Genomic DNA, 24781 nt, shown 5'->3' with positions numbered 1-24781 from the left:
ATCACATTGGCCTTGGCATTGCCGTAGAGACGGTTGTCCAGCGCGTTGCCGGTGGCGTCCGTCACGCCAGCGCCGCCGAGTGCGAGCGCCTCGACCTCCTCGGGCAACGTATAGCTCACATAGGTGCGGATCGTGTCGGTGCCCTCGCCGGCAGCCTCGATCACCGTGTCGCCGCCATTGTCGACGATATAGGTGTCGTGTCCCTTGCCGCCGCGCAGCGTGTCGGCACCCGCGCCGCCGTCCAGCTTGTTCGCCTTGGCATTGCCGGAGATCACATTGGCGAGGCCGTTGCCGGTGCCGTCGATGAAGCCGGCATCGGTCAGCGCCAGATTCTCGATATGGTTGGCGAGCGTGTGCGAGACCGAGCTCCTCACCGTGTCCACGCCCTGGCCGGACAGCTCGGTCACCCGATCGCTGATATTGTCGACGATATAGACGTCGTTGCCGCCCCCGCCGCGCATCGTATCTGCGCCGCCACGTCCGTCGAGCCGGTTCGCCGCGCCGTTGCCGACGATCGTGTTGGCGCCGCTATTGCCGGTGCCGTTGATGGCGGCCGATCCGGTGAGGACGACCTGCTCGACATGGTCGGGCAGGACGAAGTCCACCCAGCTCCTGACGGTGTCGCTGCCTTCCCCCGCCGCCTCGACGATGATGTCGCCGGAATCGTCCACGACGAAGTTATCGTTGCCTCTGCCGCCTTCCAGCCGGTCCGCGCCGCCGGCGCCGTCGAGGAGATCGTCGCCTTCGCCGCCGCTCAGCCGATTGCCGGCATCGTCGCCTCGCAAAGTGTCGGCATGGCCGCTGCCCGTCAGGTTCTCGATGCTCGTCAGCACGTCCCCTTCGGCGTCGCCGCCAAGCTGCGGCCCCGCACGCGCCAGGTCGACATCGACGCCCGCCTCGGACCATTCGTAGCGGGCCGTGTCGATTCCGTTGCCCCCGTCGAGCAAATCGGCGCCGGCGCCCCCGGAAAGGCTGTCGTCTCCTTCGCCGCCATTTATCTCGTTGTCGCCCGGGCCGCCGTTGAGCACGTCGTCCTCAAGGGTTCCGTCTAGGGTGTCGGTTGTGGAGAATCGCTGCAGCCTGACGGCATAGCCGGAAGCGTCTCCGACCGTGTCGCTATTGTCCGCGTAGACAATTGCGATCTCGCCTGACGGAAGCTCGGCGACCTGGGATGAGTCCTGGTTGCCGTCTGCGTCGGCATGGACCAGCAGCAGGTCGCCGACCGGCCTGCCCTGATGATCGAAAGCCTGGGTGTAGATGTCCTTGCTGTCGCCGCTCGCCGCCCATCGGTTCCAGGTGACGATGAAGCCGCCGTCGGAAAGGCCTTGGACGGAGGGTTCCGTCACCGACGTTTCAGCAGGCACGGTCAGCTTCAGTTCGCCACCGGACTTCTGGCCGGCCAAGTCGAACAGCTGCGCCTTGACGATGTCCTCTTCCCAATTACCGCCTCGGCCTTCCCACACGACGACGAAGCCCGACTCGATGGCGGCTATGCTGGGCGAGTTCTGGAAGAAATAGGTGCCTGCATTCACCCGCTGCTCGCCGCCGATGGCGGCGCCGGCGGCGTCGAAGGTCTGGACGAAGATGGCCGGCGTCCCGTAGCTCGGGTCACGACCTTCCCAGGCGATCGAGAAACCGCCCGTCGAAAGTGCGACAATGGCGGGTTCAGACGGGTCGAGATCGGTGGTGGTGTTGACCAGAAACTCGCCGCCGATTCGCATGCCCGCGGCATCGTAGAGCTGGGCCTTGATGCTGGCGCCGCTGTCGTCGCCGCCCTCGCCGCTCGCGTCCGCCCAGCTGATGACGAATCCGCCGTCGGCCAATCCTGCGACGACCGGCTGCGACTGGGTCGATTCGGTGAAGCTGTTCACGAGGAACTCGCCGCCGATCGTGGCGCCGGCGGCGTCGAAGATCTGCGCCTTTATGCCAAACCCGCTGCCGTCGCCGCCTTCGCCGCTCTCATCGATCCAGGTGACGACGAAGCGCCCGTCGGCCAGGGCAGCGACGCTTGGGCTTGCCTGCGCCCCTGCCGTTGCCGTCGCCACCGAGAATTCTCCGCCGATCTTCTCGCCGTCGGAGCCGAACAGCTGGGCCTTGATATCGGGTGCGGCCGGATCGCCTCCGCTCGTGTCGGTCCAGACGACGACATGGCTCCCGTCGCCGAACACGGCAATTACAGGGGCGGTCTGATCCCCGTCCGTCGTGGTGTTGACGAGGGTTGGGTCGTCCGTGCGCTCATAGAAGTCTGGCATCAGGCATTCCGTTGTGGCTTCGGCGCCGATGTCGCGGGGCCGCGCATGAGATAACTTCGAGGCATGCCGTGGACGAGAGGCGCGATCTGCGAAAGGTCCGCCTTGCTGGCGGCGTCAGTCGCCGAGTCAGGAATGGCCATTCGGCCGAAAAAGATCTGCATCTCTCGTTCCAGGAGATGCGAAAGACCGAATCTCCCCCCAATCAAAGAGCTTAGATGATCTCGATCATGCGCTCAACCAACAATAGGAACGAGCAGCGTCAAGGAAGCGTAAAGACGATCACGAACAGTCGGCGGAACGGGCGCCCGTAGATCGGTTCCGTGCCTATGCCTATTCATGCCGACGAGGCGCCGTGGCCGGTTCGGCGGCCGCCTCCGCTCGGGAGCTCAGGCGGCCAGCTTCAGGAACGGCACCGGCGGGGTCGGCCGAAGCACGATCGGCCGGCCGTGATCGGCCTGGAACAGCTCGCCGTCGAGCAGCACGCTGGAGCCGCTGCCTTCGATCCTGATCTCGTCGCCCTGCTCGAGGTGCACGCCGGGGAGGCGGATCCGCCCGAGACGGCCGCGCAACGAGGCGATCAGCGCCCGCAGCAAAGCGGGCACGCTGCGCTCGATGACGAGAAGCTGCATCGCGCCGCCGGAGCCGGCGACGGCCGGCATGTGGCCGCTGAACAGCAGACGCTGCAGCGTCGTCACCATCAGGAAGGCGAAGCTTCCCTCGAGGACGCCGCTCCGCATCACCGAGACCGTTATCGGCCGCGGCGGGGTCGGCAGGAAGCGCGCCGGCCGTCCGATGAGGATGGCGGCGATGCCGAGGACCAGCGCCAGGAAATGGGCGAGCCAGTTGGGCAATCCGAGCGGATAGAGCTTGTTGCGGCAATAGAGCATCGTGTCGGCGAGGCCGGCGCCGCCGAGGAACATGCCGAGCACCGGCCGTCCCTCCGGATCGCCGTCGGACAGCGAGATGAGCTCGCGCGAGACGATATGCGGGCCGAGATCGGTGCGGGCGAGCTCGAGCACCCGCTCGAGCGCCGCGATGGCATTGCCGTCCGCGCCGAGATCGTGGGCGATGAGGTTGGTCTTGCCGTTGGGCAGCACCGCCACCGGGGGCGGGGTCTCGAAATGGCCGCCATGATAGAGTTCGGTCAGCGCCGCCTGGACGGTGCCGTCGCCGCCGTTGATCACCAGCACCCGCGGCTTCACCCGCGCGATCGATCGCAGGGCCGCGCCGATCTGTTCGACATGCTCGACTTCGTAGTGGAAGATCTCCTCGTGGCGCGCGCAGAAGGCGCGCACCTCCGGCAGGATCGCCTGGTTCCCGGTCGACCGGGGATTGGAGAGGAGGGCCACCAGTGCCATGTCTATCTCACCGGCCGGATGGTGAGGCCGAAGCGGTAGTTCAGGACGACGTTGATCGACTGGACGCCGCCGCCGACGTTGAAGGCGACATTCTGATAGCGGGGCCGCAAGTTGGTCAGCGACAGGCGCGGATTGCGCGAGAAGCCGCCGCCGTCGCCCCAGTCGTTGCCGTCGCCGTCGATGTCGTGCCGGACGGCCACGGCATATTGCCCGGCGCGCGGCACGGCGACGCAGATCGGCATCGCCCCGGCGCGGGTGACCGGGAGGTTGACCTGGCGGACATATTGGCCACGTTCGAGGAACTTGGCGGGATCGCTGCCATAGACATTGACGCGGAGATTGCCGCTGCGCGCCTTGAAGCCGTTGATGTTGACGAGAATGGCCGGGCGATTGCCGCTGCGGCAGGTGGCGGCATCAGGCCCGAGCGCCGCCTGGGCAGCGCCGGGGGCCGCCGCTAACGCGACGGCGAGAAGCCCCGCAACCTTGGCCGTCAGTTTCAGCATGACCGTGAAACTCCTGGAAGCTATAGCCCGCCGCGGGCGCGGCAGGCTTCGTCTCGTGCCCCCATACGTGCCAGATCGTCCAAGCTTGCGGCCAAATTGTGGTCATGGAGCGTCGAAAAATTGAGGTTTCCGACACAGATCGACCGCTACCTCGCGAAGCTGATCCTTGTGCCGTTGATCGGCACCCTCACCCTCGCGGCGATGCTGCTGCTGCTCGAGAAGATGCTGCGGCTGTTCGATTTCGTCGTCAGCGAGGGCGGGCCGGTCAACGTCGTCTGGCGGATGCTCGCCAACCTCATCCCGCAATATCTCGGGCTCGGCATCCCGATCGGGCTGCTGCTCGGGGTCCTGCTCGCCTTCCGCAAGCTCGCTTTGTCGTCGGAGCTCGACGCGATGCGCGCGGTGGGCCTGAGCTACGGGCGGCTGCTGCGGGTGCCCTACATCTTCACCGGCGCCCTGCTCGCGCTCAACCTCGCCATCGTCGGCTTCATCCAGCCTTATGCCGAATATGCCTATGAGGGCCTGCGCTTCGAGCTTCGGTCGGGCGCCCTCGGCGCGTCGATCAGGGTCGGCGAGTTCACCGATCTCGGTCGGCGCATGACCTTGCGGGTCGAGCGGAGCGAGAATCGCGGCACCGACCTCTACGGGGTTTTCCTGCGCGCCCAGACGCGGGACGGCCGCAGCCTCGCCGTCACCGCCGATCGCGGCACCTTCCTTGCCACCGACGATCCCAACACCATCCTGTTCAGGCTCGCCAATGGCCGCCTCGTCCACGACGCGGCGGGCTTCCGCGCGCCGCGCGTGCTGAGCTTCGCCCGCTACGATCTGCCGATCGACCTGCCCGCGATCGAGTCCTTCCGCGGCCGCGGCAACGGCACCGAGGAGCTTACCCTGCCCGAGCTGGTCCGCGTTGCCAGAAATGCAGGCCAGGCCGAGGAGAGGCGCAATGCCATCCGCGCCAATTTCCATTTTCGCCTGGTCGAAGTGGTGATGATGCTGCTGCTACCTCTGCTGGCGGTGGCGCTGGCGGTGCCGCCCAAGAGGAGCACGTCCGGCCTCGGCATCTTCCTGTCGATCGTGCTCGTCGTCACCTATCACAAGGTCAATCAATATGCCGAGGAGATGGGGGCGCTCGGCCGGCTCGACCCGCTGATCGCGCTGTGGACGCCGTTCGCCATCTTCGCCGGGCTGATCCTGTGGATGTACTGGACGATCGCCCACAAGCCGGGCGGCCAGCCGATCGGCGCGCTGGAGCGCGGCTTCAGCCGGCTCGGCCGCTCCCTCGGGCGGCTGGTGCGGCGACGTGAGCGTCGCCGCAAGCGGACCGTCCAGCCGGCATGATCAATCTCCATTTCTTTCCGTCGCGGAAGGTCGCCGCCTACATGGTGCGCCTGTTCGTCACGCGCAGCCTGGCGGTCCTGCTCGCGCTCGTGCTCGTGCTGACGACGCTCGACCTGCTCGGAAACAGCGGCGACATCCTCGCCCATCCCGGCAATGGCGACGCGGAATTGTGGCGCTATGCCGGGCTGCGCGTGCCGCAGCTCATCGCCCGCTTCCTCCCTTTCTCGGTCCTCCTGGGGACGCTGATCATGCTGGTCACGCTGAACCAGCATAGCGAGATCATCACGATGAAGGCGGCCGGGATCTCCGCCCACCAGATCATCGCGCCGCTCGTCCTTGCCGGCTTCCTGATCGCCGCCTTCAACTTCGTCTTCAACGAGCGCGTCGTCACCCGCGCCAATGCGGCCCTGTCGGCCTGGGAAGCGGTCGAATACGGGCCGGTCCCCGCCGCCTCGCAGGTCCAGAACGACGTCCGCGTCCAGCATGGGGACGACCTCATCTTCGTTCGCCAGGTGGCGGGGGAGGGGGACCGCGTCCGCCTCGCTGGGATCACCATCTACGACCGGTCCGGTGGCACCCTTCGCCGAATTCTCGAGGCGGAGCGCGGCGTGCGGACTCCCGGCGGCTGGCGGCTCGACAATGGCCGGCTGTTCACGGTCGAGACCGGCCAGGTGTCCCGAATGCCGAGAGTCGATCTCGGGCCGTCGCTGCGGCCCGACCAGTTCACGCTCGCCTCCGTCGATCCCGACGAGCAGGATTTCTGGCAGCTTCGCCGGTCGATCGCCGCGCTTCAGGAAGCGGGCCGCCGCACCACCACCCTGGAGGCCAGTCTGTGGCACAAATTGTCGGGGCCGCTCTCGACGGTGCTGATGCCTCTCCTCGCCGCCGTCGCCGCCTTCGGCCTCGCCCGGTCCGGCCAGCTCTTCTTCCGCGCCGTCATCGGGATGGCCTTGGGCTTCGCCTATTTCGTCGCCGACAATTTCGCCCTGGCCATGGGCAATTTCGGCGCCTACCCGCCGCTGCTCGCCGCCTGGGGGCCGTTCCTCCTCTTCCTCCTGGTCGGCGAGGCGGTCCTCATCCAGGGCGAGGAGTGAAGAGACGGGGGCGCGGCCCGATCGACGGGCGCAGGGCCCAGGATCCTCCCTTGCAGCGGAGGATCGGGATCGGATGAGCAAAAGCCAATCGAGCAAATCGGATGGACGGGAGGGCCTCCATGTCCTCTGACGCCCCCGCTCCCGCTCCCGCCGTCACTCGCGGCGACGTCGCGCGGGGCGCGGGCCTCGCCGGCCTCGCCCGCGCCGGCGCGCTGATCGAGGCGGTTGCCCAGCCGCTCTACATCTGGATGTTCGGCCTCGCCGGCTACGGCATCTATGTCGTCCTCTGGGGCGCGGTCAGCCTGCTCACCAACATCATCGACTTGTCGATGACCAGCGCGCTGCAGCGGGTCGTCCCCACACGCGACGACGAACAGCAGGTCCATGGCGCGCTCAAGCTCGCCTTGCTGATCACGGTCGTGCCCGCGACGCTGGTCGCGCTCGCCGTCTCGCTGAGCGCGGCGTCGATCGCGCCGCTCTTCTCCGCCGCCCCGGACGATGCCGCCCGTCTCCCCGCCGCGATCGCCTTGTTCGTCTGGGCGCTGCCGCTCTGGACCTTCATCGAGGTGGCGACGTCGGCGGCACGGGCGCGCCGTGCGTTCGGCCCGGAGATACGTCTGCGCATCTTCTGGGAGCAGCTGGCCCGGCTCGCCTTTGCCGGCCTCTTCTTCGGCCTCGGCTTCCAGTCGATCGGACTGATGGCGGCGCATCTCGCCTCGCTCTTCCTCACCGCCTTGCTCTGCCTGCCGCTGATCGCCCGCTATTACGATCTTCGCCTGCTGCTGCGCGCGCCGATGCCGGCGCCGCTCGCCCGCGAGCTGCTCGCCTCGGGCCTTGCCTTGCTCCCCGCCAACCTGTCGCGGCGGCTGCTCATCGATGCGCCGCCCTTGCTGATCAACTTCATGCTGCCCGGTGCCCGCGGCGCCGCCGCGGCCGGCATCTTCGAGATCGCGCGCAAGCTGTCGACCGTGCCCTATATCGTGCGCCAGGCCTTCCAATATGTCCTGGGGCCGCTCTCCTCCGCCCAGGCCCATGCCGATCGCGCCGCGATCGCGCCGCTCTACCTCTTCGCCAGCCGGGTCTCGACCGCTCTGGTCGTGCCCCTGGCGGGTCTGATGGTGTTCACCGGCGCCGACGTCCTCAGCGTCTATCGGAGCGAGGCACTCGCGGCTCTGCCCCTGCTCGCGATTCTGTGCGCGGCGCGGGCGGCGGAGGCGATCGTCGGGCCGGCCGGCACGATCGTCGAGATGGTCGGCCATCGCGGCCTTCCCTTGCTCAACAGCCTGCTCGCCTTCCTGCTCTGGATCGGCCTGGCTCTGTGGCTCACCCCTGCTTATGGCGCGCTGGGCATGGCCATCGCCGTTTCCGCCGGCATCCTCGCCTCGACCTGGGCGGCGGCGGTCGAGCTTCGGATCAGCGACGGCCTGACCCCGTTCGGGCGCAAGCTGTTCCAGGGGCTCGCCATCGCCCTCGCCGGAGTGGCGGCGATGGCCATGGTCGAGCATCTGACCGGCGGGCCGCTGCGCTTCGGCCTCAACATGATCCTGTGGGCGGCGACGAGCTGGCTGGCGCTGCGCTACGGCCTCACCCGCGAGGACCGCCTCGCTCTGGGCGGCCTTTCGCGGCGGCTGCGGCTGGTGTAGCGCCCCGATCCGGTCCGATGCAGGCAGACATGAACAATCCCGTCCTCGCTTATGGCGCCTGGCTTGCCGACACTCCCCCAGCCTGGCCGCAGGCGGCCTGGGAATCGGCGCAGCGCCAATATGTCGACGTCATCGCCGTTACCATCCCGGGGGCGGCCGAGCCCGTCAGCCGTCAGGTCTTCGAGACCGTGCGTGGATGGGGCGCGGGTCCGGCGACGGCGATCGGCATGGGCGAGGGGCTGGCCGCCCCCTGGGCCGCCCTGGTCAACGGGACCTCGGCCCACGCCCTCGATTTCGACGACAATTTCGATCCGGCGAAGGCCCATGCGACGGCGGTGCTCGTCCCCGCCATCCTGGCGCTGGCGGAGCAGGAGGGCGCCTCGGGCCGGGCCTGCCTCGACGCCTATATAGCGGGCCTGCAGATACTCGGCCGGGTGGGGCAGGGGGTGAATCCCGTCCATCGCAATCGCGGCTGGCATGCGACGGCGACCGTCGGCTCTATTGGCGCCGCGGCCGCCTGCGCCCGGTTGCTTCGGCTCGACGCCGATCAAGCCGCCTTCGCGCTGTCGATCTCGACCAGCATGGCCGCCGGCTTCATGTCGCAGTTCGGAACCATGACCAAGCCGATCCATGCCGGCCTCGCCGCGAAGGCGGGCGTGGTCGCCGCCGGGCTCGCCCGCGGCGGGATCAGCGCGGGCCTCGACACGCTCGACGGCCCCCACGGCATGAACCGGCTGATGGTCGGGCCCGATTACGAGCAGCTGCGCGACGGGCTCACCCATGTCGAGCATGGCCAGAATCTGCGCTTCGAGACCGAAAGCGTCGGCGAGCCGCTGCTCATCCTGTCGAGCGGCTTTCGGGTGAAGCGCTTTCCCAATTGCGGCAGCGCGCATCGCGCGATGGACGGCCTGCTGGCGCTCAGGGAGGCGCATGGATTCGGCGCGGACGAGGTCGAGGCGGTGCATGTCCGCGCGCCGGTCACTCACCTCAACAATCTCATGTACGAGGATCCGGCCGATGCGCTGGAAGCGAAATTCTCTCTCGAATATGGTCTTGCCGTTGCCCTGATCGCGGGAAACTGCACCCTGTCCGACTTTACCGACGAAGCCGCTCGCCGGCCGGACGTGCGCGCGCTCTATCCGCGCATCCACCGTCACCCGGTCGACAAGGCCGAAGGCGAGTTCCCGACCGAGGTCGAGGTCGTGCTGAAGGACGGCCGCCGCTTCGCCGCGTCGGTGCCGATGCCGGCCGGGAGTCTCGCCGCGCCCTTCACGATGGCGCAATATTGGGCGAAGCTCGACGGCTGCGCGGACGGTCTGCTCGACGCGGGCGCCCATCGCGCGCTGCGCGACGCTCTCTCAGAATTGCCACATTTGCCATCCACAGCGCCGCTCATGGCGCCGCTGCGCGCACGCCTCGCTCCGTGAGCCGCGCGCGCTGCGCCTGACATTCGGGACTTGGGGGAAGGCATGTATACCGGGCTGGTGCTCGCGGCGAGCCGCGGCAATCTCGATCCGCTCGCGCAAGCAGGTGGTGTCTCGCACAAATGCTTCATCGACATCGCCGGTCAGCCGATGCTGCGCCGGGTCGTCGAGGCGGTGATGGGCTCGGGCCGGATCGGGCGGACCATCGTCGCGATCGAGGAAGGCAGCATCGCCGAGGCGCGCGCTCTCCTGGCCGATCTGCCGGGCGCCGACACGATCGAATATGTCGCGAGCCGCGACAATATCGGTACCAGCGTGGCCGCCGTCGCGCGCGAGGAGCTGCTGCCGATGGTGATCACCACCGGCGACAATGCGCTCCATACGTCGGAGATGGTGCGCTTCTTCTGCGACTCGCTCGACGGCCTTCCCGGCCAGGGCGTCGACGGCGCGCTCGGCCTTACGCCGGCCAGCTACATCCTCGAAAAATATCCGGAAGGGAATCGCGCCTTCCACCGGTTCCGCGACGGTGCCTTTTCGAGCTGCAACATCTACGCGCTGCTGACGCCGCGCTCGCTCAACGGTCCGCGCGTGTTCAACAGCGGCGGCCAGTTCGGCAAGAAGCCCAAGCGTCTGATCGGCGCCTTCGGCCTGTTCGCCTTCCTCCTCTACAAGAGCCGGCTGTTCACGCTGCGCACGGTGCTGGGCGCGCTCTCGCGCACCGTCGGCCTGCGCACCGCCCCGATCCTGATGCCATTCGCCGAAGGCCCGATCGACGTCGACCGCATGCAGGACTGGGAACTGGCCAACCGGATCATACGGGAGAGGGAAGGGACGGCCTGAGCGACTCTCGCGAGGTTCCTTACGTCCTGGACCGTCCCGCGAGCCCCATCGCGATACCGATCGCCAAGCCGATGCCGATGCCGGCGGCGACATTGTCCATGGCGACTCCGATTGCCACGCCGATCGCAATGCCGATGGCGATTCCAGCGCCGGTGCGCAGGGAATTGTCGGGTCCTTTGCCGGCCATGCCGGTTTCATGCCGGAAGCGCCGGCAGGCGTGAACCCGATGCGTCCGGCGATGAGCCGGAGCGCGCCGATCCAGCGACGATCGCCCTCTGAACCCCCAGGCGCTTGTTGCAAATGCCTCTCAATAGCGTCATCTTGCCTGTCTCTGGATCGGGAGTCGGACATGCGCATGGAGAAGTTCGAGCGGCGGGCGGATTGGAGCGGGATCGTGCTGGTCCGGCTGCTCCGGCGCTGGGTTGCGCTTCGCGAGGCGGGCGTGCCGACGCTTCCCGCGATGGTCGAACGCGCTGGAGAGCTGGGCATTCCGCCGGAGGCGGCGGTGGCGTTGAGCAGCGTGCTCGAGCTCACCGAGGCCTGTCTCGGCCGCCCGCTCTCGGCCCTTTGCTGCTCCAGCCACGAGATCGGCGCCGACGAGCGGGCGTTGCTACTCATGCTCGCTCTCGCGCCGGAGCCGAGTGGAGCATTGGCCAGTCGCGATATCCCGCACGGGCTTCCCTCGGCGCTGGGCTGGGCGGTGGCGAGTCTGCGCCGCGTCGTCGGTGGATCTCCTTTCCGGCTCGCCTCGGCGCTCGCCGAATGCCCCTTCTCGACGGCGCCGGCGGCCCCGGCCGCGGCATCGCCGCCGCCGACCGCCCAAAAACCGCCTCATTGCAATTCCATGACGCGGCCACACATCATGAGCCCATGATCGAGCCGTCCGGCACTGGACCCGAAGCTCGAGCGCGCTACAAGGAACGAACGTGAAGATCGCTCAGACCCTTCGCCCGTCTTTCTGGAGACGCGAGCATCATCTCGACAAGATGAGCTTGAAGGAGCTCGTCGTCGCCTACTTCCAGTATCCGGCGATCATCGCCTATCTTCTGCTGAGCGCCGTCGCCATCGCCCTTTATGCCTGGCGGCCGGCGCCTCTGCTGCCGACGCTCGGTGCGATCGCTGCGGCAAGCCTGGCCTATCCGCTCTTCTGGTACCTGATCCATCGCTACGTCCTGCACAGCCGCTGGATGTTCAAGGTGCCGTTCCTGGCCTCGACCTGGAAGCGGATCCATTACGATCATCACCAGGATCCCAACCATCTCGAGGTGCTGTTCGGCGCGCTCCACACGACCGTGCCGACCATCGCGATCGGCGTGATCCCGCTCGGTTGGGCGATCGGCGGCTTCGGCGGCGCCATGGCGGCCTTCGCCACCGGCCTGCTGACGACCTGCTTCTACGAATTCGCCCATTGCATCCAGCATCTCGCCTACAAGCCGAAGAACAAGCTGCTGGCGGACATGAAGAAGCGTCATCTCGCCCACCATTTCCATGACGAGAACGGCAATTTCGGGATCACCACCTTCTTCTGGGACAAGCTGTTCGGCACCTATTACGACCGCCCAGAGCGCCCGGCGAAGAGCCCGACCGTCTTCAATCTCGGCTATACGCCCGAGGCGGCCGATCGCTGGCCATGGGTGGCCCGGCTGAGCGGCGGCGTCGTCACGGGGCATCCCCGCCAGCGCGAGAAGGCTTGAAACCGGAGCGGCGGCATCGCCGCCGCTCCGCTCTCGCTCAATCCGGGACCTCGCCAGCGCCGAGCAGCCGCTCGGCATAGGCGCGAACATCCTCGGGCCAATCGGCGATAAGGGACCGGAAGCGATCCCCCTCGCCCCGATAGAGCGCCCGCAGCGCTTCCTCGTAGCCTGGCCGATCCCCGGCCATCGCGGTCAGGAATCGGTAGACGGCGTCCCGGCGGGCTTCCGCGGCCGGTGCGTCCTTGCGGGCGGCCTCGACGAGCTTGCGGATCGTCGCAGAAGCGCCGCCCGGCTGTCGCGCGAGCCAGTCCCATTGCCGCGGCAGCAGGGTGATCTCGCGCGCAACGACGCCGAGCTTCGGCCGGCCGCGGGTTCGCGGCGCCGGTTCGGCGGCCGTGACGGCAGCATCCCAGAGGTCGAGATCGACGGCCCGGCCGGTCGCGTCGTCGAACACCCGGACCGCGCCGTGGGCGTCGGGCCAGCGTTCCTCGACAGCGTGGGTGACGGCGTCGCGATCGCCTCGGGCGATGATCGCATCGTCGAGAAAGGCTGTGACTTGATTTTCCATGCCGGTTGCTCCCAGTTTCACGGCCTTTATACCCGGGTCAAATGCAACTGTCAATTCTACCCGGGTAATTGGGCGCCTAGCCGCTCGTTTCGGAACCTTCACGGAATCTCCGGGTTGCCATTCCAACCATCCATTCGAAGGAGGCTGAGAAATGGGCAGCAAGCGAGAGCTGATCGATACCGGCACCGACAAGCGCTATGTCCGCCGTGACGACGAAGGCCGCTTCAAGGAGTCGGTCGATGTCGGCCGCTCCCTCGCCGCCGACCGGCGCCAGCACGCCGAGCATGACGCGCCGCCCGGCCAGGGCGATCGCGGCGACCATAAAAGATAGCGTCGCCGATCCGACTCCCAAGGCGGCCTTCGGGCGGCCAGCCGATCTGACGGGCGCCGGCGGCTTCTACCGCCGACGCCCGCGCCTCTTCCGGCGCTCCGGCTTTTCGCTTACGAGCCCGGCATGACCGATCCCGCCGCCGCTGCCGGCCTTCAAATACGCCCCGTCTCAGGCAAGGCCGACCGCAAGGCCTTCATCGAGCTGGCCTACCGCCTCAATGCCGCCGATCCCCAATGGATACCGCCGCTCAAGGACGAGGTCCGGGCCCTGATCACTCCGGGGCGCAACCCCTGGTTCGAACATGCCGAGGCCGGCTTCTTCCTCGCCGAGCGAGACGGCCGCGTCGTCGGACGGATTTCGGCGCAGGTGGACCAGCTCGTACTCGAGCATATGGCGCCGGGGCTCGGCCAATGGGGCATGCTGGAGGCGGAGGACGAGGCGGTGGCCCGCGCCTTGCTGGCCGCGGCTGAGGATTGGCTCCGCGGGAAGGGCATGACCCGTTCGATGGGTCCCTTTTCGCTCGGCATCTGGGACGAGCCGGGCCTGCTCATCAAGGGCCACGATCACGCGCCGATGGTGATGATGGGCCACAACAGCGCCGAATATGAAGGCTGGGTGGAACGCGCCGGCTATTCCAAGGCCAAGGACCTGCTCACCTACGACCTCGACGTCACCCGGGAATTTCCGCCCATCGTCCAGCGGATCGTTGCCAGCGGCGAGAAGAATCCGCGCATCCGCATCCGCAAGGTCGATCCCTCGCGCTTCGCCGAGGAGGCGCAGATCATCCTGGCGATCCTCAATGATGCATGGTCGGACAATTGGGGCTTCATCCCCCTGACGCCGTCCGAGATCGCCTATGCCGGCAAGAAGCTGAAGCCGATCGTCCTCGACGAGATCATTCGTGTCGCCGAGCTGGACGGCGAGCCGGTGGCCTTCATGCTCACCCTTCCGGACATCAATCCCCTGATCCGCGACCTGGGCGGCGCGTTGTTCCCCTTCGGCTGGGCGAAGTTGCTCTGGCGGCTGCGCCGGCGGCGATTCGACCATGGCCGGGTCGCGCTGATGGGCGTCGTGAAGCGGCTGCAGGCCTCGCGTCTCGCCAGCCAGCTCGCCTTCATGATGATTGAATATATCCGCCGGGGAGGCACCTCCGCCTACGGGATGAAAAGGGGCGAAGTGGGCTGGATCCTCGAGGACAATCAGGGAATGGTCTCGATCGCCGACGCCATCGATTCGAAGGTGAACCGCGTCTACCGCATTTACGACAAGGCGATCTGACGGCGGCCTATTGGCTGTTCAGCGTTACCGCCAGCGAACCGTCATTGCCGGGCCGGACCCGCGCCCGCAGCTCGCCGACATTGAGCTCGACATCGCGGTCGAGATCGATCTCGATGCCGTTATGGCCGACGCGGATGCCGGCGCCTTGGGAGTCCACTTGCGCGCCGTCGCCCGCGATTCGGACCGTCGTGCCGCTATCCGTCTCGGCCTCGGCCGTCTGGCCGCCGCCGCCCTGAACGGTGCAGGCGGTCGCGGCGAGCGACGTCAAGGCGAGGGGAATGAATATTCGCATGGCCGGCTCCCTGTCCCGGATCAACGCCGGGCCAGCCGCGACCGTTCCGGCCGCGAACCGCCTTCCGCCGCGCCCGTCGCGCCGCTATCATCCGCCCGCGAAATTTGCGAGGTCTGCACATGCGCAAGCGCATAGCATTGGCGATGACGGTGCTCCTGGCGCTGGCCGGTTGCGATCGGCTCGGCTTCGGCCAGGGAACGGCACCGCAGAACGATGCCGTTGAGAACTCGGCAAAAGCCAACGTCGCCGCTGCGCAGAACGCCGCCCCGGCCGATGCCGGCATCACTCGAAGCCGCTCGCTTGCCGGCCTGACCGGCACTTCGACCGATGCCGGCGGCAAGGATCCGGGCGCCATTCGGGCCAGCGCCTCCGGGCCGATCCGGGCCGACCTCCTCCTCGGCCAATGGAGCGACGACGGCAATTGCAAGCAAGGCGTCGAGTTCCTCGCCGACGGTACCTTCACCACCTCGAATGGGGTCGCGGGGGAGTGGTCGCTCGACGGCTCCGTCCTCGAGCTGGCCGGCCCGGCCGAGACCATGCGGGTCGAGCTGCGCGCCGTCACCGCCGATCGCCTGGTCATCGCCAATTCCGATGGAACGACAGCGCAGTCAATTCGCTGCTGAGCGACTCCGTCGACACGCAACCCGTCCGGGCGGCGCTCGTTCCATCCGGCACCTCGACCGAAAGGAACGCCGATGAACGTCTCCCCTGCCGCCGCGGCCGCTGGCCTCGCTCTTGCGCTCTCCGCCTGCACCGGAGGCGGCGATCGCGCCGACAATACGGCCGACGCGCTGGAGGCGGCTGCCGATCAGAGCAGCCCGGCGGCGGCCAATGTGCTCGACAATGCCGCCGAGCAGGTGCGCGAACACAACATCACCGATCCCGCCGCCGCCCAGGAGGCGCTCGAGGCTGCCGGCAACGCCCAGGCGCCGGCCACGCCGCCCGCCATGAACGGACAGTGATCGCAAAGGCCCGGTTCGTCGCGTCGGGCGGGGCGGCCGTGAAATGATCCGGAACCGCCGCGGCCCCGTGCCGTTCGCCTATCTCCATCCCCGATGACGGAGTTGCTTCATGTCCCATATCCCCAATTCTGCCATGCCCACCGCCGCCCCTCGCGCCGAGGAGAAAGTTCAGGCCTCCGAAGGCCGGTTCGGCCGCATCTCGGCCATGCGGAGCGGGGTCGCGGACAAGGTGCGCGAATATCCGAAGACCGCCGCGGCTGCCGGGACGGCCGTGGCCGCCGGCCTTGTCGCCGCGGCGGCGATCCCGGCGATCCGCCGCCGGCGCGCGGACGCGAAGGCTTCGGCCTGACCCGCGCCTCTGCGGCCAGAGGAACCGAAAACTGGCCGGAGCGCGGTTCGCGACTCGCTCCGGCCGTGCTATGGCGGAGTCGGCGCGCGTGACACGGTGAATCTTGCTGCCGTAGCACGGGTCCGGCCCCCAGGCCGTCCGAAGCGTAATGTGGGGAAGGCAAGTCCCACCGCGCGCCAATATCCGCTATTGGTGGGATGAGCCGTGCCGGCCTGGCCGCGCCTCGATTGACTCGGCCGCGCCGCGGTGGGAACCTCGATCCGGCAGGCGACGGAGTCGCCGAGCGCCCGTACCTCCAGTCGAGGATGCGCCTGTCCCTTCAAGGAGAGGAAGATGGTCAGCTACACCGTCCGGCTCGCGACCCGTTATGACGGCCTGGTGATCGCCACCTTTCCGGACCTGCCGGGAATCACGGCCCTCGGCCGCGACGACGAGGAAGCCTGTGACGAGGCGCGTCGGGCTTTGGCCGAGGCGCTGGCCGATTATGAGCAAGCAGGGCTGGAGCCGCCCCGGCCTGCGACCGCCGGCGGCGTCACCCTCAGCGTCGAGCTCGTCGCCCGGCCGGTCGCGGTCTGAGCGCCGACATTCCCGGTCCCGAAGATGAAGCTTATGCCGAGGCCCGTCAGGCGGCGGTGATCGCGCGGGTGGCGCTTATCGTCGCCGCCATGGCCTTCGCTCTGGCCCTGCTGGGTCTGTTCCTGCCGATCGGCTGACCGGTCCGTCGTTGCCGCCCCTCGCTCGGGGCCGTGGCCCCTCAGCTCGCGTCCGCGATCCAGGCGGTCAGCAGATAGAGCAGGATCCCGAACGGTCCGAAGAGGAAGAGGGTGGCGAGCACCGCGCCGATGCGGATCGCGGTGACGTCCCAGCCGGTCGTCCGCGCCAGGCCGGCGCAGACGCCGAGCATCTTCGCATTGCTGCCGTCGAGGGCGTAGCGGCTGTTCATGTTCTTGGGCTTTCTTTTCTGTTTCGATGGGGGAAGGGGAAGGCCGTCCCGGCCGACCCTCGCCGAAGCGGGGATCAGAGGACCGGGACGGGGCCGACCGCGGCGGAGACGAACAGGCTGCTGACGATCAGAGCGGCGAAGATCGAGGCGGCGACCTGGTGCAGGTTGGCGTAGGACAGTGACATCGGGTATCTCCCTGAATTCGGCCCCCGGACCATCCGGCGGCGATGTCCAATGAATTGCAGGGGGCGTGCCAAGTGCCGGAAATGGCGGAAAACCGCCATTTCTCGATTTGGTCCAGATTTCTCCCGGATGAACGCGCGCCAACTAGCGGCGAATTTCGCCATTTCTCGGTGTTCGAAAGTGGACAGGATGCGCGAAAGCGGACGTCCGAGTTCACCCTGTCATCCGGCGAAAGCCGGGACCCATGAACTCGGTTCACTGCAAGATAACTCGGCCTTTGCAATCGCGGCTGGACCACAACGTCCATCGCACCCGATTTCACAAACGAAGGACAACACTGCTTGTCCAGCTCCGGATCGAGCCGGTCGGCCAGCCACAGGCACTACACTGTCAAGCAAGCATGCCTCGTTCGAGCCCTCTCAGAATCTCGATCGCCCCCGACGCTGATGACGGACGAGCCAACGGTCCATACGAATGCAGGTGAGGGCTTCTGGTCGTACGAGACTGCAATGTCCGCAGCGTCGAATAAGCGCCGCAGCTGGCACACAAGCACCGCGGAGACCTCTGCTCGGTCTTCAAGCGCGGCGGCGCCCGGACCTGTGCGTCTCCGGCATCCACAGGAAGCTCCTCATCTGTCGGTGACCTCGTTCAGTCGCGGCTTAGCGACTACGAGCCGCCGCGCCAGATTGGCGAGCGCCGCAAGCGCTGGACCCGCGGCTAAAGGGATGGCGCATTTCAAATTTGTGACGAACCTCGGCAAAACATCTTGACACCCCGCTCTGGACGGTGCGGCGTGTTCTCATTATATTCCCCTAAGCGGGGCTACACACATTGGAAAGGGGCGAGCATGAAGCGAGATGGCGCCCATGATCCTAGGGCGATAGCAAACAAGATTCTCGAAATCCGAGCTGAAACCGGCGAGCCCACGACGGTTATGCAGCTGATAAAGCTAGTTTACATCGCGGACGGTTGGTCCTTGGCGCTACGGGACCGCCCGCTCGCGAATCAGAATCCCGAAGCATGGCAGTACGGTCCCGTCTATCGGGATGCGTACAATGCTTTTCGGCAATTCGGAGCTCAGCCAGTCACTTCCCCCGCATACGTCCGCGGCACCGACCTCCCGTATGTGGAGAGCTTTTCTGAGGATGAAGAGAAGCTGCTCCGCGCTGTGGTGTCGGCATATGGCAAACTATCGGCGTTCTCACTGTCGAGGCTTACCCATCAGCCCGGCACGCCTTGGAGCGATGCCTACGAGAATGGAGCCTACTCAGAAATTAGTGCGGATGACATGAAGGCACACTTCGAGAGCCTCAAAGAGAAGCGCCTTGCGGCCAAAGCCTCCGCCCAAATCGCCTGATCTTGCTGCTGTCTTTGAATCCGCGCTGGTGGCGGATGCGGAGAGTGCGTCCAAGCCGGTTGAGGATCGGATAGCCGCACTCGAAGAGCAAATTGCGAAGCTAGAACCGCTTCTGGAACAGCAGCAGATGGTTGCTCAAGTCTCAGTTGTATTTGTGGATTATGTTCAAGACCTTCGGGACGAACAAGCCTTCCTGAAGACAGCCCGTTATGTGCTAAGCGCCTTTACGCTTGTGTTTGCCTTCCTGCTGGTAGCCTTGTTGGCACTGGCGATATTCGACAGCGGCAGTCCGTTGCTGCGCGCTCCGCCCACGTCGATAGCGATCTTTGTGATAGGCATCGTTTCTGGCGTCACGTTGCTCCTCCTTGGCTTGGCAAAAGGAGTGTTCAGGCCAGCCGCAGAACGTCACACAGAAAGCTTGCTTCCGCCACCGCTGGAAGCCACCCTCCAGCTTTACGACCGCATCAAGGGCGGAAACTGATCGCAGCGCTGACGCATCTCGTGCTCTGTTTTTGTCTTCTTCTTTACCGGTCTGTGTGGCTTACGAGGCGTACTCAGCATCCGCCGCAGCACCTCTTCCTCGTTAATGTGATCGGTGTCTTACATGCCACGAGATACTAAAGCAGATTGGTACTGGCCGCTAGGCGAACTCGAATACCAGAATGAGATCCGGGATTTCTTCCCCGACGAAGCCCTCATGATCGGCACGATCACAATCCTGTGGAACCGCCATGAGCTGAAGCTGCGCAGCCTCTACAGGAGGCTCATAGCATCAAATCGGCCCGCCTATGCAGAGGCGATTTGGGATCGCCAGCCGACCCACCAAGCGCGCCGCGATCTTCTCGCGCTTGCGCTCCACACAACGAAAATGACCAAGCGACAGGCCGCGATCCTGTCCTATGTCATCGAGAAAACCAAGGTGCTGGCCGATCGCCGCAAAACTCCTGCACGCGGAGTACGTGGTGCACGGTAGGACCGACAAGCTTCACGCCAAGGTGAAACCTCCACGCTCGAACAAGCCTCCGAAGCACCAAAAAGCCGCTACGACAGATCTTCAGACGGTGATCAATGACTTGGAACAGCTGATTATGGCGACCGAGTCGGCGTGGTTCGAATTCACCACGCGCAAGGAGAAGCGCCTTATCGCCAACATAAGCAAGTTAGCAGAAGAGCGCGGACTGTCTCGGGAAAATCGACAAAGCCGTTCGGACCTTCCGTCTCTCCGCCGAGCCCACGGCGAAGAATACTGACCCCCGCCTCGCTCATCGCGTGGATAATTTCGATTTCCGACGCTCCTGTTTCTTTGCGTTCACCGTCCTCCGTGTCCTCCAGAGGCAATCTTCTCCCGAGCTAGTTACGGAATTTAGCGACCTGTCACGCAGGTTCTAGTCCGCGGTCCGAATATTGCTTTCTCAGGTATATAGATGCCTCCGAAAGTGGACAGGATGCGCGAAAGCGGACGCGGGCGTCAGGCCCGCCGGTCTCGCCGTGCCACGCCGGCCTGCTCCAGCTCCGGCCCGAGCCTCCCGGCCAGCCACAAGCCCCACATCCTGAAATCGGCGGCGAGGGACCAGAGCGGGTAGGTGAAGGTCGCCGGCCGGTTCCGCTCGACGCGGAAATGGGCGATCCACGCGAAGCCGTAGCCGGCCACCGGCAACGCCGCCAAGAGCAGCCACCGGCCGCTGGCGAGCGCCGCAGCGCCGAGCAGGACGACCAGGCTGGTGCCGATATAATGGAGCAGACGGGTCGAGGGCTTCGAATGCTCGCGCAGATAATGCGGCCAGAAATCGGCGAAGCGGCGATATTCACGCATGGGTCGCCGTCGCCTCCGCCTGGACGGACCGGGGCCGGCGCACCAGCAGGTCGGCGAGCAGTCCGCCGCCGAGCGGCCCGATCACCGCCAGCGCCTGCATCCATCCCGGCAGCGGCACCAGGAAGGTGCCGGCGAGGACGAGGGCGAGCAGGCCGGCGATGGTCCAGCCGGGCCAGGACACCCTGGCGATGGCCTTGGCGGCGGCCGCCCCGGCGAACGCGGCGACGAACCAGGAGAAGAGGATGACCGCCTGCTGCCCGGCCGGCGCCGCGGCCAGAGCCTCGCGGAGCTGGCCCGCCTGTCGGGGATCGGTGGGTCCGCTCATCGGAAAGACGAGGTCGCCGACGAAGCCGGCCGCCATCATCGCCAGCACGGCGACGACGAGACCCGCCAACAGTCCACCGATCGCCCGCATCGTCCGTCTCCCGCCTGATGCCTTTCGAGGATCGGGCTATAGCAGGTTTCCCGGCGAGGCGCCTCAGCTCCCGACGATGGTTCCGCCGTTGGGATGCAGGACCTGGCCCGACATGTAGCTCGAATCCTCGCAGGCCAGGAACAGGAAGCTCGGCGCCACTTCGTTGGGTTGGCCGGGCCGGCCCATCGGCGTGTCCTCGCCGAACGTCTCCATCTTCTCCGGCGGCGAGCCGCCGGACGGGTTCAGCGGCGTCCAGATCGGGCCCGGCGCGACCGCATTCACCCTGATCCCGTCGCCGACCAGGCTTTCCGAAAGCGACCGGGTGAAGGCGGTGATCGCGCCCTTGGTCGCGCTGTAGTCGAGCAGGATCTTGGCGCCCTGATACATGGTGATCGAGGTGCAGTTGATGATCGCCGCGCCCTTCTTCAGATGCGGCCGCGCCGCCTGGGTCATGAAGAACATGCCGAAGACGTTGGTCTGGAAGGTGCGTTTCAGCTGTTCCTCGCCGATGTCGGTGATGTCCTCGTCCCAATGCTGCTCGCCGGCATTGTTGACCAGCACGTCGAGCCGTCCGAGCTTGTCGACGGTCTCGCGCACGGCCCGCTCGCAGAAATCCTTGTCGCCTATGTCTCCCGCGATGGTGACCGCCTTGCGGCCCTCGCCCTCGACGATCTCCTTCGTCTTCGCCGCGTCGTCATGCTCGCACAGGTAGAGGATGGCGATGTCGGCGCCCTCGCGGGCGAACAAGGCCGCGACGGCGCGGCCGATGCCGCTGTCGGCACCGGTGATCAGCGCGACCTTGCCGGCCAGTCGCCCGGAGCCGGGATAAAGCGGCGCCCAGTCGGGCTTCGGCTCGAGCTCGCTCTCGTGGCCGGGCAGATCGTCCTCATGGACCATGTCGAGGGTTTCGGTGTCGGACATTCGCAATCTCCTTCCCCGGAAAAACCGACGATGCCGCCGCACCGTTCCGCCCCGCTCGCGCGGCGCTCCGCCCACGTTCGTCGAAGCGAGGCTGGCCTTGGTCGAAAAGCGGGCGGCGGGGCGGCGCGAAGGTCCCCGCGAGCCGGCCTCGTTTCGCTGCCGTTCAGCGATTCCGGCGCACCCGCCGATGCGGCGCCCCGCGAGAGGGCGCGGCACCCGGGAGGTCCATGCAATGCGCCGTCGGTCCCTTTTCCTTCTGCCTCTGCTGTGGCCGGCGGAGGCGGCGCTCGCACAACCGGCGGCCTCGCCGGCCTCGCCAGCCCCGGCCGCCTCGCCGGCCCCGGCGGCCGGGGAAGCGGCGGCGCCGGTTGCCGCGGAAGCCGCCACGCTCTCGGGCGGCCGTGCCTACACCCCCGCCGACTTCGCCCGTTTCGCCCCGCGCAACGCCTATGACATGCTGGTCCAGGTGCCCGGCTTCGCCATCGACCAGGGCGACACCGAACGCCGCGGCCTCGGCCAGGCGACCGCCAACGTCCTCGTCAACGGCGAGCGCCTTTCCGCCAAGTCGACCGACCTCCAGACGGAGCTGCGCCGGATCAGCGCCGCCAATGTCACCCGCATCGAGATCGTCGACGGCGCGACGCTCGACGTCCCCGGACTGTCGGGGCAGGTCGCGAACATCGTCACCGCCTCGCGCGGCCTGAGCGGCAATTTCGTCTGGCGGCCGCAGATCCGGGCCCGCCGAACGCCCTTTCGCTGGAGCAACGGCGAGGCTTCCGTCAATTTCGGCCTCGGCGGCTTCGATATCGGAATCAGTCTGCGCAACGATGCCCAGCGCAACGGGAATGCCGGCCCTGAGATCGTCTTCACTCCGGATGGCACGATCATCGACCGGCGCGACGAGGTGCTGAGCTACGATATCGATCAACCCCGTCTGGCCGCGACCCTGCGGCGAACCTTCGGTGACGGCTCGATCCTCAATGCGAACGGCGCCGTCGGACTCTACCATCTCACCACCCGGGAGGATTCGCTCCGCTCCGGTCCGGGCCAGCCCGACCGGGTGCGGATCCTCCAGGAGCGCGAGCGCGAGCACAATTACGAGCTGGGCGGCGACTATGAGTTCGGCCTCGGCGGCGGCCGCCTCAAGCTGATCGGACTGCATCGCTTCGAGCACAGCCCCTACAGCCAGGTGGTCACCCAGAGCTATGCCGATGCCAGTCCCACGACCGGCCAGCGCTTCACCCAGGTGGCGGACGAGGCCGAGACGATCGCCCGCGGCGAATATCGCTGGCGTGCCGGCGGCGCCGACTGGCAGGCCTCGCTCGAAGGCGCGCTCAACCGCCTCGACATCGACAATCGCCTGTTCGACCTGAATGCGGGCGGCGGCTTCGTGCCGGTCCCATTTCCCGGCGCGGCGGCGACCGTCGAGGAGAGGCGCGCCGAGGCGGCCTTGTCCTACGGCCGGCCGCTTTCGCCGGAGCTCAGCCTGCAGGCGTCGGTCGGCGGCGAATATTCGCAGCTCGTCCAGGAGGGCGCCGCCGAGCGCATCTCGCGAACCTTCTACCGGCCCAAGGGCTTCCTCTCTCTGGCGTGGCGGCCGCGCTCCGGCCTGGACGTCAGCGCCCGGCTCGAGCGCCAGGTCGGCCAGCTCAACTTCTTCGATTTCGTCGCGTCGGCCAATATCAGCGCCGGGTCGACCAACAGCGGCAATGCCGATCTCGTCCCGCCGCAGAGCTGGGACGCGGAGCTGCAGGCGACCCGCAGCCTCGGGCCGTGGGGAACCGCGACTGCCCGGCTCTACGGCCGACTGATCAGCGACATCGTCGATATCATCCCGATCGGCACGACCGGCCAGTCGCCGGGCAATCTCGACCAAGCGAGCGTCTACGGCCTGCAGTGGACCAGCACCTTCAACTTCGATCCGGCCGGATGGCGTGGCGCCCGGCTCGACCTCAACCTCCAGTTCCAGAAGACTCGGCTCGACGACCCGTTGACCGGCCTGTCGCGGCCGATCAACGAGAACATGACCCGCAATATCGAGGTCAATTTCCGGCAGGACGTGCCGTCCACCGACTGGGCCTATGGCGGCGGGTTCACCCAGTCTCGCCAGTCCGCCCTGTTCCGTCTCGACGAGCGCTGGCAGTTCCTCGACACGCCGGGCAGCCTCGGCCTGTTCGTCGAGCACAAGAACGTGATGGGGCTCACGCTTCGGGCCGCAGTCGACAATCTGCTCGACACGAACGAGCAGTTCAGCCGGATCTTCTATCAGGGCCGGCGCACCGGGCCGATCCGCTTCACCGAGGATCGCGACCGCTATTACGGACCCGTTTTCACCCTGACGATCAGCGGCACGATCTGAGGGCAAGGGCGGCAGGGCGGCACGCCCGACATTCTGGGCCGGATGCTGCAAACCGGGATGGGAGGGGCTATGTCCCGCCTCGGTGCTGGCCCATCTCCTCTCTTTCGCCGCTATCGCCGTCGGTGGTGCGGCCGGCGCCGCCGCCCGCTTCTGGCTGGCCGGTCGGATCGACCGATCCGTCGGCGGCGCGCTCGGGCTGGGCACCCTGTGCGTGAACGTGTCCGGCTGCGCGGCGATCGGGCTGCTGTCGATCCTGCTCGACGGGTCGAGCGGCAACCAGCCGTCGCTCTGGCCGCTGCTGGTGACCGGTCTGCTCGGCAGCTACACGACCGTGTCCGCCTTCAGCCTGCAGGCGCTCCTGCTGTTCGAAGACCGCCGGCTTGGGGCGGCGCTCGCCCATATCGCCGCGTCATTGCTCCTCTGTCTCGCTGCCGCTGCCGGCGGCCGCATTTTCGGGCTGCTCGTGGCATGAGGTCCGACGCTCGCGCCTATCTCGCCGTGGCTGCGGGCGGCGCGCTCGGATCGATCGCCCGTCATGCCGTCTCGCTCGCCGCTGCATCGCTCCTCGGCCCCGCTTTTCCCTGGGGCACGCTGGCCGTGAACATGATCGGATCGTTCCTGATCGGCTTCGCCTTTCGGGCGCTCGGCCCAGGCGAGGGCGGGCGCGTGTTCCTGCTTGCCGGCTTCTGCGGCGGCTTCACCACTTTCTCGCTGCTCAGCCTCGAGACGCTGGACCTCGCCGATCGATCGAGCCTTCTGGCCGTAATCTATGCCGGTGGCTCGGTCTTGATCGCGCTTGGCGCGGTCTGGCTGGGCCATCGCCTGGGGGCGCGTCTCGAGCCGGTCCGGGGAAGCTGATCG

29 protein-coding genes are annotated in these 24781 nt (G+C 67.1%); 19 read left to right on the top strand and 10 right to left on the bottom strand.

The annotated features are described in order from the left end of the window. The 3 genes from DDE10_RS14475 to DDE10_RS14465 form a co-directional block, all read right to left on the bottom strand. A partial coding sequence (locus DDE10_RS14475; RefSeq protein ID WP_162806631.1) for a calcium-binding protein occupies positions 1-2252 on the bottom strand: 2252 nt, incomplete at its 3' end. Positions 2253-2638: 386 nt separating this feature from the next. After that, positions 2639-3610, bottom strand: coding sequence for a diacylglycerol/lipid kinase family protein (locus DDE10_RS14470; protein ID WP_114953482.1), 972 nt, complete (start codon positions 3608-3610; stop codon positions 2639-2641). Between the two features lie 2 nt (positions 3611-3612). Then, entirely contained in the window at positions 3613-4113 is a 501-nt protein-coding gene (locus DDE10_RS14465; RefSeq protein ID WP_114953481.1) for a DUF2141 domain-containing protein, read from the bottom strand. A 120-nt stretch (positions 4114-4233) separates the two neighbouring features. Between DDE10_RS14465 and lptF the strand changes: the two genes are divergently transcribed. From lptF to DDE10_RS14440, 5 genes are all read left to right on the top strand, one after another. Continuing rightward, a complete protein-coding gene (gene lptF / locus DDE10_RS14460) occupies positions 4234-5454 on the top strand; it encodes an LPS export ABC transporter permease LptF (RefSeq protein WP_114953480.1) in 1221 nt (406 codons plus the stop codon). Further along, positions 5454-6548 carry an LPS export ABC transporter permease LptG gene (gene lptG, locus DDE10_RS14455; protein WP_114953508.1) on the top strand — a complete coding sequence of 365 codons (1095 nt, stop codon included), beginning with the start codon at positions 5454-5456 and terminating at the stop codon, positions 6546-6548. Before lptF ends, lptG begins: the two co-directional genes overlap by 1 nt. A gap of 119 nt (positions 6549-6667) precedes the next feature. After that, a complete protein-coding gene (locus tag DDE10_RS14450; protein WP_162806630.1) occupies positions 6668-8191 on the top strand; it encodes a lipopolysaccharide biosynthesis protein in 1524 nt (507 codons plus the stop codon). A 29-nt stretch (positions 8192-8220) separates the two neighbouring features. Beyond that, positions 8221-9618 (top strand): MmgE/PrpD family protein, encoded by a 1398-nt coding sequence (locus DDE10_RS14445; RefSeq protein WP_162806629.1) that lies wholly within the window; start codon positions 8221-8223, stop codon positions 9616-9618. Positions 9619-9660: 42 nt separating this feature from the next. After that, positions 9661-10455 carry an NTP transferase domain-containing protein gene (locus DDE10_RS14440; protein ID WP_114953477.1) on the top strand — a complete coding sequence of 265 codons (795 nt, stop codon included), beginning with the start codon at positions 9661-9663 and terminating at the stop codon, positions 10453-10455. A 19-nt stretch (positions 10456-10474) separates the two neighbouring features. On the opposite strand, the gene DDE10_RS23840 is transcribed toward DDE10_RS14440, so the two are convergent. Continuing rightward, the gene (locus tag DDE10_RS23840) at positions 10475-10642 is read right to left on the bottom strand and encodes a glycine zipper domain-containing protein (protein ID WP_284734668.1); all 168 of its coding nucleotides are present in this window, start codon (positions 10640-10642) and stop codon (positions 10475-10477) included. A 162-nt stretch (positions 10643-10804) separates the two neighbouring features. On the opposite strand from DDE10_RS23840, the gene DDE10_RS14435 reads away from it, so the two are divergent. Then, positions 10805-11329: a hypothetical protein gene (locus tag DDE10_RS14435; protein ID WP_114953476.1), complete on the top strand. Its 525-nt coding sequence runs from the start codon at positions 10805-10807 to the stop codon at positions 11327-11329. Between the two features lie 112 nt (positions 11330-11441). After that, complete coding sequence (locus tag DDE10_RS14430) at positions 11442-12149, top strand: sterol desaturase family protein (protein ID WP_114953507.1); 708 nt, start codon at positions 11442-11444, stop codon at positions 12147-12149. 37 nt (positions 12150-12186) lie between these two features. Here DDE10_RS14430 and DDE10_RS14425 read toward each other — a convergent pair whose 3' ends face one another. Beyond that, on the bottom strand, positions 12187-12717 hold the full coding sequence (locus DDE10_RS14425; RefSeq protein WP_114953475.1) for a DUF2239 family protein: 531 nt from the start codon (positions 12715-12717) through the stop codon (positions 12187-12189). A 151-nt stretch (positions 12718-12868) separates the two neighbouring features. Between DDE10_RS14425 and DDE10_RS14420 the strand changes: the two genes are divergently transcribed. Continuing rightward, positions 12869-13048, top strand: coding sequence for a hypothetical protein (locus DDE10_RS14420; RefSeq protein WP_114953474.1), 180 nt, complete (start codon positions 12869-12871; stop codon positions 13046-13048). Positions 13049-13171: 123 nt separating this feature from the next. Further along, entirely contained in the window at positions 13172-14326 is a 1155-nt protein-coding gene (locus DDE10_RS14415; RefSeq protein ID WP_114953473.1) for an N-acetyltransferase, read from the top strand. A 7-nt stretch (positions 14327-14333) separates the two neighbouring features. On the opposite strand, the gene DDE10_RS14410 is transcribed toward DDE10_RS14415, so the two are convergent. Further along, positions 14334-14618, bottom strand: coding sequence for a hypothetical protein (locus DDE10_RS14410; RefSeq protein WP_114953472.1), 285 nt, complete (start codon positions 14616-14618; stop codon positions 14334-14336). Between the two features lie 119 nt (positions 14619-14737). Here DDE10_RS14410 and DDE10_RS14405 point away from each other — a divergent pair, with 119 nt between their 5' ends. From DDE10_RS14405 to DDE10_RS14390, 4 genes are all read left to right on the top strand, one after another. Further along, entirely contained in the window at positions 14738-15241 is a 504-nt protein-coding gene (locus tag DDE10_RS14405; protein ID WP_114953471.1) for a hypothetical protein, read from the top strand. A gap of 72 nt (positions 15242-15313) precedes the next feature. Next, positions 15314-15580 (top strand): hypothetical protein, encoded by a 267-nt coding sequence (locus tag DDE10_RS14400; protein ID WP_114953470.1) that lies wholly within the window; start codon positions 15314-15316, stop codon positions 15578-15580. Between the two features lie 109 nt (positions 15581-15689). Next, on the top strand, positions 15690-15929 hold the full coding sequence (locus DDE10_RS14395) for a hypothetical protein (RefSeq protein ID WP_114953469.1): 240 nt from the start codon (positions 15690-15692) through the stop codon (positions 15927-15929). Positions 15930-16262: 333 nt separating this feature from the next. Beyond that, a complete protein-coding gene (locus DDE10_RS14390) occupies positions 16263-16505 on the top strand; it encodes a hypothetical protein (protein ID WP_114953468.1) in 243 nt (80 codons plus the stop codon). 178 nt (positions 16506-16683) lie between these two features. On the opposite strand, the gene DDE10_RS14385 is transcribed toward DDE10_RS14390, so the two are convergent. Beyond that, complete coding sequence (locus tag DDE10_RS14385) at positions 16684-16872, bottom strand: PspC domain-containing protein (RefSeq protein ID WP_114953467.1); 189 nt, start codon at positions 16870-16872, stop codon at positions 16684-16686. Positions 16873-17902: 1030 nt separating this feature from the next. On the opposite strand from DDE10_RS14385, the gene DDE10_RS14380 reads away from it, so the two are divergent. From DDE10_RS14380 to DDE10_RS14370, 3 genes are all read left to right on the top strand, one after another. Beyond that, entirely contained in the window at positions 17903-18412 is a 510-nt protein-coding gene (locus DDE10_RS14380) for a Panacea domain-containing protein (RefSeq protein WP_114953466.1), read from the top strand. Beyond that, entirely contained in the window at positions 18381-18893 is a 513-nt protein-coding gene (locus DDE10_RS14375; RefSeq protein WP_162806628.1) for a hypothetical protein, read from the top strand. The genes DDE10_RS14380 and DDE10_RS14375 overlap by 32 nt, the downstream gene beginning before the upstream one ends. Before the next feature lie 123 nt (positions 18894-19016). Further along, entirely contained in the window at positions 19017-19385 is a 369-nt protein-coding gene (locus DDE10_RS14370) for a hypothetical protein (RefSeq protein ID WP_162806627.1), read from the top strand. 495 nt (positions 19386-19880) lie between these two features. Here the strand turns inward: DDE10_RS14370 and DDE10_RS14365 are convergent, their stop codons facing one another. The 3 genes from DDE10_RS14365 to DDE10_RS14355 all read right to left on the bottom strand — a co-directional run bounded on the left by DDE10_RS14365 (position 19881) and on the right by DDE10_RS14355 (position 21561). Next, positions 19881-20225 (bottom strand): Mpo1-like protein, encoded by a 345-nt coding sequence (locus tag DDE10_RS14365; protein ID WP_114953463.1) that lies wholly within the window; start codon positions 20223-20225, stop codon positions 19881-19883. After that, positions 20218-20640 (bottom strand): hypothetical protein, encoded by a 423-nt coding sequence (locus tag DDE10_RS14360; protein WP_114953462.1) that lies wholly within the window; start codon positions 20638-20640, stop codon positions 20218-20220. The genes DDE10_RS14365 and DDE10_RS14360 overlap by 8 nt, the downstream gene beginning before the upstream one ends. Positions 20641-20703: 63 nt before the next feature. Further along, the gene (locus DDE10_RS14355; protein WP_114953461.1) at positions 20704-21561 is read right to left on the bottom strand and encodes an SDR family oxidoreductase; all 858 of its coding nucleotides are present in this window, start codon (positions 21559-21561) and stop codon (positions 20704-20706) included. A gap of 232 nt (positions 21562-21793) precedes the next feature. On the opposite strand from DDE10_RS14355, the gene DDE10_RS14350 reads away from it, so the two are divergent. The 3 genes from DDE10_RS14350 (at position 21794) to DDE10_RS14340 (ending at position 24778) form a co-directional block, all read left to right on the top strand. Next, on the top strand, positions 21794-23920 hold the full coding sequence (locus DDE10_RS14350; protein ID WP_114953460.1) for a TonB-dependent receptor plug domain-containing protein: 2127 nt from the start codon (positions 21794-21796) through the stop codon (positions 23918-23920). A gap of 82 nt (positions 23921-24002) precedes the next feature. Beyond that, complete coding sequence (locus DDE10_RS14345; protein WP_114953459.1) at positions 24003-24392, top strand: fluoride efflux transporter FluC; 390 nt, start codon at positions 24003-24005, stop codon at positions 24390-24392. After that, positions 24389-24778, top strand: coding sequence for a fluoride efflux transporter FluC (locus tag DDE10_RS14340; protein ID WP_114953458.1), 390 nt, complete (start codon positions 24389-24391; stop codon positions 24776-24778). The genes DDE10_RS14345 and DDE10_RS14340 overlap by 4 nt, the downstream gene beginning before the upstream one ends. Positions 24779-24781 lie beyond the last annotated feature (3 nt).

This window comes from Sphingosinicella terrae (genome assembly GCF_003347635.1).
GTDB lineage: Bacteria > Pseudomonadota > Alphaproteobacteria > Sphingomonadales > Sphingomonadaceae > Allosphingosinicella > Allosphingosinicella terrae.
This window is presented reverse-complemented; position numbering and strand designations above follow the sequence as displayed.

Bases quoted from the DNA above. Each gene is read 5' to 3' on its own strand.
- DDE10_RS14470 (WP_114953482.1), bottom strand. From the start codon at position 3,610: ATGGCACTGGTGGCCCTCCTCTCCAATCCCCGGTCGACCGGGAACCAG.
- DDE10_RS14465 (WP_114953481.1), bottom strand. From the start codon at position 4,113: ATGCTGAAACTGACGGCCAAGGTTGCGGGGCTTCTCGCCGTCGCGTTA.
- DDE10_RS14450 (WP_162806630.1), top strand. From the start codon at position 6,668: ATGTCCTCTGACGCCCCCGCTCCCGCTCCCGCCGTCACTCGCGGCGAC.
- DDE10_RS14445 (WP_162806629.1), top strand. From the start codon at position 8,221: ATGAACAATCCCGTCCTCGCTTATGGCGCCTGGCTTGCCGACACTCCC.
- DDE10_RS14440 (WP_114953477.1), top strand. From the start codon at position 9,661: ATGTATACCGGGCTGGTGCTCGCGGCGAGCCGCGGCAATCTCGATCCG.
- DDE10_RS23840 (WP_284734668.1), bottom strand. From the start codon at position 10,642: ATGGCCGGCAAAGGACCCGACAATTCCCTGCGCACCGGCGCTGGAATC.
- DDE10_RS14435 (WP_114953476.1), top strand. From the start codon at position 10,805: ATGCGCATGGAGAAGTTCGAGCGGCGGGCGGATTGGAGCGGGATCGTG.
- DDE10_RS14430 (WP_114953507.1), top strand. From the start codon at position 11,442: ATGAGCTTGAAGGAGCTCGTCGTCGCCTACTTCCAGTATCCGGCGATC.
- DDE10_RS14425 (WP_114953475.1), bottom strand. From the start codon at position 12,717: ATGGAAAATCAAGTCACAGCCTTTCTCGACGATGCGATCATCGCCCGA.
- DDE10_RS14420 (WP_114953474.1), top strand. From the start codon at position 12,869: ATGGGCAGCAAGCGAGAGCTGATCGATACCGGCACCGACAAGCGCTAT.
- DDE10_RS14415 (WP_114953473.1), top strand. From the start codon at position 13,172: ATGACCGATCCCGCCGCCGCTGCCGGCCTTCAAATACGCCCCGTCTCA.
- DDE10_RS14410 (WP_114953472.1), bottom strand. From the start codon at position 14,618: ATGCGAATATTCATTCCCCTCGCCTTGACGTCGCTCGCCGCGACCGCC.
- DDE10_RS14405 (WP_114953471.1), top strand. From the start codon at position 14,738: ATGCGCAAGCGCATAGCATTGGCGATGACGGTGCTCCTGGCGCTGGCC.
- DDE10_RS14400 (WP_114953470.1), top strand. From the start codon at position 15,314: ATGAACGTCTCCCCTGCCGCCGCGGCCGCTGGCCTCGCTCTTGCGCTC.
- DDE10_RS14395 (WP_114953469.1), top strand. From the start codon at position 15,690: ATGTCCCATATCCCCAATTCTGCCATGCCCACCGCCGCCCCTCGCGCC.
- DDE10_RS14390 (WP_114953468.1), top strand. From the start codon at position 16,263: ATGGTCAGCTACACCGTCCGGCTCGCGACCCGTTATGACGGCCTGGTG.
- DDE10_RS14385 (WP_114953467.1), bottom strand. From the start codon at position 16,872: ATGAACAGCCGCTACGCCCTCGACGGCAGCAATGCGAAGATGCTCGGC.
- DDE10_RS14380 (WP_114953466.1), top strand. From the start codon at position 17,903: ATGAAGCGAGATGGCGCCCATGATCCTAGGGCGATAGCAAACAAGATT.
- DDE10_RS14370 (WP_162806627.1), top strand. From the start codon at position 19,017: ATGCCACGAGATACTAAAGCAGATTGGTACTGGCCGCTAGGCGAACTC.
- DDE10_RS14365 (WP_114953463.1), bottom strand. From the start codon at position 20,225: ATGCGTGAATATCGCCGCTTCGCCGATTTCTGGCCGCATTATCTGCGC.
- DDE10_RS14360 (WP_114953462.1), bottom strand. From the start codon at position 20,640: ATGCGGGCGATCGGTGGACTGTTGGCGGGTCTCGTCGTCGCCGTGCTG.
- DDE10_RS14355 (WP_114953461.1), bottom strand. From the start codon at position 21,561: ATGTCCGACACCGAAACCCTCGACATGGTCCATGAGGACGATCTGCCC.
- DDE10_RS14350 (WP_114953460.1), top strand. From the start codon at position 21,794: ATGCGCCGTCGGTCCCTTTTCCTTCTGCCTCTGCTGTGGCCGGCGGAG.
- DDE10_RS14340 (WP_114953458.1), top strand. From the start codon at position 24,389: ATGAGGTCCGACGCTCGCGCCTATCTCGCCGTGGCTGCGGGCGGCGCG.